At 67.9% G+C, this 8,247-nt stretch carries 8 protein-coding genes and 1 pseudogene; 8 read left to right on the forward strand and 1 reads right to left on the reverse strand.

Annotation, left to right across the window (positions count from 1 at the left end; translation table 11 throughout):
- Together HMPREF3165_RS07285 and HMPREF3165_RS07290 are read left to right on the forward strand one after the other, a co-directional pair.
- Window positions 1-185: hypothetical protein (locus HMPREF3165_RS07285; RefSeq protein ID WP_218079046.1), on the forward strand; the 185-nt coding region annotated here is incomplete at its 5' end.
- Between the two features lie 690 nt (window positions 186-875).
- A complete protein-coding gene (locus HMPREF3165_RS07290) occupies window positions 876-1,337 on the forward strand; it encodes a hypothetical protein (RefSeq protein ID WP_070511970.1) in 462 nt (153 codons plus the stop codon).
- A gap of 227 nt (window positions 1,338-1,564) precedes the next feature.
- Here HMPREF3165_RS07290 and HMPREF3165_RS07295 read toward each other — a convergent pair whose 3' ends face one another.
- Window positions 1,565-2,107, reverse strand: a complete 543-nt coding sequence (locus tag HMPREF3165_RS07295; RefSeq protein WP_070511973.1) for a hypothetical protein — start codon at window positions 2,105-2,107, stop codon at window positions 1,565-1,567.
- A gap of 472 nt (window positions 2,108-2,579) precedes the next feature.
- On the opposite strand from HMPREF3165_RS07295, the gene HMPREF3165_RS07300 reads away from it, so the two are divergent.
- The 6 genes and pseudogenes from HMPREF3165_RS07300 to HMPREF3165_RS13805 all read left to right on the forward strand — a co-directional run.
- Window positions 2,580-4,202, forward strand: coding sequence for a bifunctional phosphatase PAP2/diacylglycerol kinase family protein (locus tag HMPREF3165_RS07300; RefSeq protein ID WP_070511976.1), 1,623 nt, complete (start codon window positions 2,580-2,582; stop codon window positions 4,200-4,202).
- A gap of 191 nt (window positions 4,203-4,393) precedes the next feature.
- The gene (locus HMPREF3165_RS07305; protein ID WP_070511979.1) at window positions 4,394-5,704 is read left to right on the forward strand and encodes a Mur ligase family protein; all 1,311 of its coding nucleotides are present in this window, start codon (window positions 4,394-4,396) and stop codon (window positions 5,702-5,704) included.
- A complete protein-coding gene (locus HMPREF3165_RS07310) occupies window positions 5,701-6,456 on the forward strand; it encodes a type 1 glutamine amidotransferase (protein ID WP_070511982.1) in 756 nt (251 codons plus the stop codon). Before HMPREF3165_RS07305 ends, HMPREF3165_RS07310 begins: the two co-directional genes overlap by 4 nt.
- A 338-nt stretch (window positions 6,457-6,794) precedes the next feature.
- Window positions 6,795-6,995 (forward strand): PspC domain-containing protein, encoded by a 201-nt coding sequence (locus HMPREF3165_RS07315; protein ID WP_070511985.1) that lies wholly within the window; start codon window positions 6,795-6,797, stop codon window positions 6,993-6,995.
- A 403-nt stretch (window positions 6,996-7,398) separates the two neighbouring features.
- Entirely contained in the window at window positions 7,399-7,794 is a 396-nt protein-coding gene (locus HMPREF3165_RS07320; RefSeq protein WP_070511988.1) for a FeoA family protein, read from the forward strand.
- Window positions 7,791-8,247: pseudogene (locus HMPREF3165_RS13805) on the forward strand (FeoB small GTPase domain-containing protein); the annotation flags it as partial. The gene HMPREF3165_RS07320 and the pseudogene HMPREF3165_RS13805, both read left to right, overlap by 4 nt.

An 8,247-nucleotide genomic window follows, 5' to 3' on the forward strand; every position in this document is an offset into this window, starting at 1 on the left:
AGGAGGGGGTAGCAGGCCGCCAGGCCGAATACCCCGACGATGAGGACGTCCGCGAGCTTGCTCATGAGGTCTTCGAAGAGGAGGGAGTAGTAGGCCGCCAGGCCGAATACCCCGACGACGAGGACGTCCGCGAGCTTGCTCGTGAGACGTCCGAGGAGGAAGGGGTTGACAGGCCGAAGGCCTAAGCACCCCGACGATGAGAAGGCCTGCGAGTTCGCTCGCGGGCCTTCTGGCGTACCAGGGCAGACGAGCCCAAGCCTGACCGGTTCATCCCTGCCCTGGTGGAGTAGGTCGGCTCGGACCGAGAGAGCATCAAAGCTCGTTGAACCACGGCCTCCAAGCCCCTGCACGAGAGCCGGAACAGGCCCGTACAGGGGAAGCACAGCCGACCCTGGGGATGAGAGAGTCTGGCTCCGCCACCAAGACCGCACCGGGGTCAATCAGCCCTACGGCTCAGTGTCCACGGCGCTGACATCAACGGCCCCGATGCCCCTGCACCCAGCTGGGATCGTTGGAATGCCGCGGTTTTGCCCAGGCATGCAGCGCCGGAGCGGGGTCGATGTCAGCACCATGGACACCGACACCCCGCAGTCCCTCGATGCCGTCCTCTGCCCAACCATCGAGCCTCCCCACGTCGCGGATGTTCGGTCGGGCGCGACTTCTCGCTTCACAGTCGCGCCCGACCGCCCGCACTGCACGAGCGTCGGGCGCCATGGCACGAAGGTCGGGCGTACTCCATAGGGGTCGGGGGTTCGTGCAGTGCGCACAACCCACGGCCAGTTCCTCCCGACCCTCGGGCAGTGGGAGCCCGGGACGAGGCCGCCGACCGAACGCTCTACCCTGAGGTGAGGACACCACCGGGAAGGAGGCCACACATGCCGGATCCCAGCACCGAACTCGAGGAGCTGCGTCGCAGGGTCGAGGAGCAGTCCCACCGACTCGATGAGCTCCAGGACGCCCTCCACACACTGTCGATCGCGGTCCAGTACCGGCAGGAGGAGCCCTACCTGGCCTTCCTGGCGGAGCACAACATCGCCGGCCGACGGCGGATCGCCCTGATGACAGCTATCGCCGGAGTGCTATCACGGGCGCAGGGCAAGGTGCTTCCCCTCGGCCCCGGTGCTCGCGACGAGCTTCTGCCGGACTACCCCGCCCTGGCTAAGGCCTACGCGCCGGAGCCGATCGACTGGGACGAGGCGGTCCGCGTCGTCGGCGAGGTGCTGGGTAGTGAACGTCTCGGCAAGCAGGCGCTCGAGGCCCACCGCGCCCGCGGTCTGGGACTCGAAGGCCACCAGGCACTCACCGGCTGCTCAGACATCCCACCCCGCGACACGTAGCCGCGGCGCTCCAGACGGCTGGGGCGCTCGACGTCGACGCAATCACCCGCTCCACCCCTTCGAGGAACGTCAACCGCTGAGCCTAGTTAGGGCGCCTCCCTCACCTCCACCCGGTCATCGACTCGCGCATCTCACGATGTGTGCCCTGCCGGCACATAGGAGCGGGCAGGGCACACATCTGAGTAGTCATCCTCGTTGGAACGGCGCTGCTATCAGCGGCCCTCCGTTCACTTCTTCTTGGCGAGAATAGGAAGAGGATCGTCGTGATAGTCCTTCCCCGTCAACGTCAGGGTCTGAGAATCCCGATCCCAGCTCACCGGAACATCAAAAGCCCCATTCTCAATATCCCAGTGGATGGAAGAGATCATCTTCTCCTGATCGACCGTCTCCGGGATCGAGCTGGCGGTACCTTCACCGTGGTAGACGCGCATCAGCTCAGCACTGTCCTCAGCATCGTTTTCAGAGACGGAAAGATTCCCTCCTGACAGGCTCCACTTTCCAGCCGAACTGCTGGGCTGCTTGTCATCGCCAGAGACATCAGCCTTCCACGTGCCCTTCTCATCAACGACCAGGGTCATCTTGAAGCCGCTCCATTCGTTGCCCGAGACGGTGACCTCCCAGGTCCCGGTGGCGAACTTCTTGAAGGCCAGGGTGGATCCGGAGCAGCCAGTCAGTGGGGCGATAGCCGCACCGACGGCCGCGATCGACAGGTACTTGAGGGTCTCGCGACGACCAAGGGCGTGAGTGAGGAACCGAACCTGCTGTCGCATGACATGCGTCCTTCGAGGTGAGTCGGGGGAACGGGCACTATGAGGCACCCAGGACTGACCGGCTCAATGTACCCATTTCCCACCTCCCTCGCAGGCGATTAAGGCCAACGCCGCCATTCACGTGCACGCGCACGTCACCGAATTCATCAGACAACACGCGAAGCTGACGGAAACATTCTCGCTCCGCTCACATCGCGCCACCCCTGCTCGCCAAATTCAGGAATCCATGACGCATCCACAACCCCTTTCTCGTCCCTCACCCCTCCTGCCGTCAACACACCCCCGCCGCAGCCCCCAGGGCACGACCACTCCACGCACCCCACACAGCCGGCCGCCCGGCTCCGCCATCGGAACCGGCTCCACTCACCCCCGCCCGCCCTCTTCGCCACCCACAGCCGGGACATATGCCACCCACAGCCGCACCGGATAGGCTGACTCCCGGAAATTCACCCCGGGGAAAGGACGAGCGAGCGTGACCGAGCCTCCATGCGACTCCGCCGCCCCCACCGCCGCCTCCCCCCGAGCCCCCCGGCGCCTGAAGTACGTCGAGGCCGTCCTGTGCATCGGCTTCGCCCTGGCCTTCCTCGTGTGGACCTACCTGAGCGCCCCGGGACCGCTCGCCCCCGGCGCCACACACCGCTCCCCCGCCATCGACGCCCTGCTGCCGACCCCCGACGCCCAGCTGCGGTCGGCCGCCGGCCAGCTCGCCGAGGCCTTCGCGACCCTCACCCACCCCTTCCTCATCCTCGGGCTCATCGTGGCCGGGGTCGCCTACGCCTACACGGCCCGCATGCGCCGCCTGAGCGTCTCGCTGGCCATCGCCGCCGCCGGCATCCCCACGCAGTACCTCATCGCCCTGTACCTGGCCCGCCCCGCCCCGGGCTCCACCTTCTCCGACTCCATCGCCGCCTTCGAGTACTCCTACCCCAACGCGCACATCACGGCGATGACCCTGGCCTCCTGGGTCCTGGTGACTCTCGCGCGCGCCCACCACCGCAGCACCATGGTCGCCGCCGGCACCGTCCTGGGCTACGCGGCCGTCGCCGTGACCGCCGTCAGCCAGTGGTACATGGGCCTGGCTGCGCTCAGCGACCTCATCGGCGGCTTCCTCCTGGGCGCCGCCTTCGCGAACCTGGCCCTGCGGGTCGGCGGCATCGACGCGATCCTCACCAGCTGGGTCAACCGTCGCCTGTCGCGTGCCAGCAGCGAGAAGCGCGCCGCCGTCATCTACAACCCCACCAAGTTCGACGATCTCTCGCTCCTGCGCCGTCGGGTCGCCGCCGAGGTGCGCGCCGCCGGCTGGCTGCCCACCGTCTGGCTGGAGACCACCCCCGACGACCCCGGCCGCTCCATGGCCCGCCGCGCCCTGGAGGCCGGCGTCGACCTGGTCATGGTGGCCGGCGGCGACGGCACCGTGCGCGCCGTCTCCTCCGAGCTGGCCGGCACCGAGATGCCCATGGCTCTCATCCCCGCCGGCACCGGCAACCTGCTGGCCCGCAACCTCTCCGTCCCCTTGGACACCGACGCCGCCATCCGCCTGGCCCTGCACGGCCGTCTCCAGGCCATCGACATGGTCACCTGCGCCTTCGACGACGGCCAGGAGCGCTTCGTCGTCATGGCCGGCATGGGCCTGGACGCCCAGATCATGGAGTCCACCGACTCGGGCCTGAAGAAGGTCATCCGCTCGGGCGCCTACGCGGTGGCCGCCGTCCAGAACGCGGTCCCCGACCCCTTCACCGCCACCATCACCCTCGACGACGCACCCCCGGTGCGCCGCCAGATGGTCATGGCCCTCATGGGCAACGTCGGCACCATCACCGGCGGCATGACGCTCTTCCCGCGGGCCACCCCCTCCGACGGCCTGGTCGACCTGCTCCTGGCCAGCCCCGGCAAGGTCGTGGACTGGGCCCGCCTGGGGGCGCAGATCCTCACCGGCCAGGAGATGGAGGGCTTCACCCTCACCCGCGCCCGGAAGGTCCTCATCGAGGCCGACCGTCCCGTCCCCTTCGAGCTCGACGGCGACACGGCCGGCTCCACCCGCACCCTGCGCGCCGAGGTCGAGGACAGCGCCCTGCACGTCGTCGTCCCCCAGTAAGCCGCCCCGCGAGCATCCCGTCCCCCGCGACCCGGGCCGGCCACGTGAGCATCGTGACGCATCCGTGACCGGCCCCGCTGCCCTAGACTGACGCCCAGTTGTTGCCCATGTGGGCAACAACCGCTGCCCACATGGGCACCCGCGCCCCGATCACATCGTCGGCGCGCCCCTCTTCAGCCAGCAGGAGTTCCATGCGTTCTCGTCTTACGGTCGCCCTCGGCCGCACAGCGCGCCTGGCCGCCCGCGTGCGCGGCGGCGGCAGCGGCGGCACCGCCTTCCCCGGCCTGGTCATGGAGCGCACCGACCCCGGTTTCCTGGAGCGCACCCTCGGCCGTCTGCCCCGCGGCGTCATCGTGGTCTCGGGCACCAACGGCAAGACCACGACCACCAAGATGGTCGTCCAACTCCTGCGCGAGCAGGGCCTGAAGGTCTTCACCAACCGGACCGGCTCGAACTTCGTGCGCGGCGTGCTCGCCTCCCTGCTCACCGAGGTCGACGCCGCCGGCAACCTGGACGCCGACATCGCCGTCCTCGAGCTCGACGAGGCCCACGCCGTGCACTTCGTGGCCCGGGTCCGCCCGCGCGCCTGCCTCCTGCTCAACGTCATGCGCGACCAGCTCGACCGCTTCGGCGAGATCGACTACACCGCCTCCCTGCTGCACTCGATCGCCCAGGCCACCAGCGACGTCGTCGTCCTCAACGGCGACGACCCGCGCCTGGCCGCCCCCGCCTTCCTGGAAGGCGTCAGCGCCCGCGTCGTCTCCTTCGGCGCCGGGGAGGACCTGCGCTCCCTGTTCCTGTCCGACGACGACTTGCGCACCGGCCTGGTCAGCCCCCGTCAGGCCGGCCAGGCCCCCGGACCGCGCGTCACCCTGGAGGCCATCGACGGCCAGCGCGCCACCGTGCGCGTGGACGGGGTCTCCCACGAGGTCGACTTCGCCATCCCCGGCGTCCACAACCTGCTCAACGCCTGCGCCGCCCTCGGGGTAGTCCTGGAGGTGCTGGGCGAGGACGCCGACCTGCCCAGGCTGCTGACCACCCTGGGCACCGTGCAGGCCGCCTTCGGCCGCGGCGAGGTGCTGACCCTGGACGGCCGCCCCGTCCAGCTGTCCCTGGTCAAGAACCCGGCCGGCTTCCGCATGGGGCTGCTCTCGGCGGCCTCCCAGGCCCAGGACGGCGAGGTCGTGGTCGTGGCCATCAACGACGAGTACGCCGACGGCCGGGACATGTCCTGGCTGTGGGACGTGGACTTCTCGGCCCTGCGCGCCGGCGGGGTCGCTGTCGTCACCGGGGTGCGGGCCTGGGACATGGCCCTGCGGCTGCACTACGACGAGGTCGAGGTCGCCGAGGTCGAGCCCGACCTGCGCCGGGCCGTGGCCCTCATGCGCCGGGTGGCCACCGACACCGACCGCCCCATGCGGATCTTCACCACCTATACCGCGATGCTGGCCCTGCGCTCGATCCTGGGCGAGATGACGGACGTTGAGGAGGTCATGTCATGACCGCGCGCTATGAGCACACCACTGACGGGCCCGCCCGCGGGCACCTGCGCCTGCTCCAGCTCTACCCGCGGGACATGAACATCTACGGCGACTGGGGCAATACGCTCGTGCTGGCGCGGCGCGCCCAGTGGCAGGGCTACGACGTCAAGCTGCTCTCCTACGACCCGGGCGACGAGCTGCCCGGCGACATCGACATCCTCGTGGGCGGCGGCGGCCAGGACTCCGGTCAGGACCGCATCAAGGAGGACCTGGTCAAGGTCGGCCCCACCCTCAAGGCGTGGGCGGCCGACGGCGTCCCGATGCTGGCGATCTGCGGCCTCTACCAGCTCTTCGGGCACGGCTTCACCACTGCCAAGGGCCAGGAGATCCCCGGCATCAGTCTCATGGACGCCCATACGGTGGCCGGAGACACCCGCCTCATCGGCAACATCACCCTGGACACCGAGGACTTCGGCGCGGTGGTCGGCTACGAGAACCACTCCGGCCTGACCACCCTGGGGTCGGGCGCACGCCCCTTCGGCACCGTGAAGATGGGCGACGGCAACAACGGCAAGGACTCCACCGAGGGCGGGCGCGTCCACCACGTCATCGGCACCTACCTGCACGGCTCCCTGCTGCCCAAGAACCCGACCGTGGCCGACTGGCTGCTGGCCCGCGCAGCCGAGCACGCCGGCACCACCTGGGAGCCCGAGCCGCTCGACGACTCCTGGGCCGAGCGCGCCCGCACCGTGGCCATGAACCGGCCCCGCTGAGCGCTCACTACCAAGGTGTGACGACGGGCCTGTGTCCGGAGAGCTTCTACTCCCCGGGCACAGGCCCGTCGTCACACCTCCCTTATTTTCACAAGAGATATCGAACCAAATAAGAGAGACTCGTAGAGAGATTCACGTCACTCTTATTGGATATCAAGTATTTTCCAAGGTTCGTCCCATGGAAGTAGGAGGAAACCCTCCCACATCTTGCCCCCTCAATGCGCGCAAGCCCCACGCCAGATATATTCACCGCTCGGTCACCCCCTGTTGGACACTCATTTATTCAGGCCGTGACCCCGGCGTGACATCAGCGCATCAGGCATTGCAGAATACGCGCCATGACAGCACAGAATTCTACTGGTTTCGATTGGCCCGCCCGTTCCGCCGACAAGATCTGGCTCGGCGTCTGCGGAGGCCTGGCCAACAAATGGAACGTCAATGCCTGGCTGGTCCGCATCACCTTCTTCCTCTTCGTGGTGCCGCTCGGCTACATGTACTACCTGGGCGCCCAGAACATGCCCGACCCCTCCGCCCGCTGACCCGCTCTCACCTCACCGAAAACCTCGATCCCACTCAATGATTCCCGAGGCCGCAGAGCGCAGGGAAACAGCTCTCGACTTCAGGTAGAAATATCCCCAACCAACCATCCCGACATCTTATCGACCAACCACTTCCTGCTTCCGCAAGAATATCTATCTTCAGAGGCAGGAAGTGGTCTCAGCATTTTTTTATGGGACAACCCCGCCACCGGGCCCCACTCAGCTCAGGGCAACCTTAGTTTCCACTCCCAGGTTTCACTAAGGAATCGGATCTCCTTCCCGCCACCCCTCCGCGCAGATGCGTCTCAACACAGCAGAAGGCCCCCTGACCTGCTGCGAGGTTGAGAAGCATTGCCTTAGACTCATATCGACGAAGCCCTCTTCATGTCGATCTGAGGACACCATGGATTTTGCTGTTCCACGACACCGTGCCACCGAAGGCACCTCATACCTTCCCGAACCGGGTGCGACCACCTTCGCACTATCGGACCTGAGCCCCGGCACCAGCGGACGTATCACCGGCCTGGCCGACGACGGCGTCGGCGGGGTCCTCATCAAGCGCCTGCGCAACCTGGGCTTCGTCCCCGGCCGGATCGCCACGCCGCTGCGCCGCGCCCCGATGGGGGACCCGGTGGTCTACCGCGTCTCCGACTATGAGCTGTGCCTGCGCCGCCAGGAGGCCAGGCTCATCCAGGTCACCACTGTGGAGGCCGAGAACCGCATCATCCTCCAACCCCGGCCTGCCGGACGGCACGCGGCCGACGACCCCGAAGCACCGAACACGGGAGAGACTCTGTGAGCACCCACAACACCACGCGGCACGCCACCGGGCAGTCGCAGCACTGCGAGCAGCCCTATGACGGCGCCGACTGCCACTGCGGCTCAGGAAGCTCCAAGACCCTGGTGGCCGGCGCTCCCCGCATTGCCCTGGCCGGCGCCCCCAACGCCGGCAAGACCTCCATCTACAACGCCCTGACCGGCCTGCACGCCAAGACCGGCAACTACCCCGGCGTCACCGTCCAGCGATCGATGGGAACCTGCAAGGTCGGCGGCAAGACCCTGACCATCGAGGACCTGCCGGGCGCCTACTCCCTGGACCCGATCAGCCCCGACGAGCAGATCGTCCACGACGTCCTCACCGGGACCTCGACCACGGTCAGCGCCCCGGACGCCCTGGTCATCGTCGTCGACGCCACGACCCTGCAGCGCGGCATGAACTTCATCGCCGAGGCCCTCGCCCTGGAGCTGCCCA

The organism is Actinomyces sp. HMSC08A09, assembly GCF_001807465.1.
Classification (GTDB): domain Bacteria; phylum Actinomycetota; class Actinomycetes; order Actinomycetales; family Actinomycetaceae; genus Actinomyces; species Actinomyces oris.

Bases quoted from the DNA above. Each gene is read 5' to 3' on its own strand.
- HMPREF3165_RS07320 (WP_070511988.1), top strand. From the start codon at position 7,399: ATGGATTTTGCTGTTCCACGACACCGTGCCACCGAAGGCACCTCATAC.
- HMPREF3165_RS07295 (WP_070511973.1), bottom strand. From the start codon at position 2,107: ATGCGACAGCAGGTTCGGTTCCTCACTCACGCCCTTGGTCGTCGCGAG.
- HMPREF3165_RS07305 (WP_070511979.1), top strand. From the start codon at position 4,394: ATGCGTTCTCGTCTTACGGTCGCCCTCGGCCGCACAGCGCGCCTGGCC.
- HMPREF3165_RS07310 (WP_070511982.1), top strand. From the start codon at position 5,701: ATGACCGCGCGCTATGAGCACACCACTGACGGGCCCGCCCGCGGGCAC.
- HMPREF3165_RS07315 (WP_070511985.1), top strand. From the start codon at position 6,795: ATGACAGCACAGAATTCTACTGGTTTCGATTGGCCCGCCCGTTCCGCC.
- HMPREF3165_RS07290 (WP_070511970.1), top strand. From the start codon at position 876: ATGCCGGATCCCAGCACCGAACTCGAGGAGCTGCGTCGCAGGGTCGAG.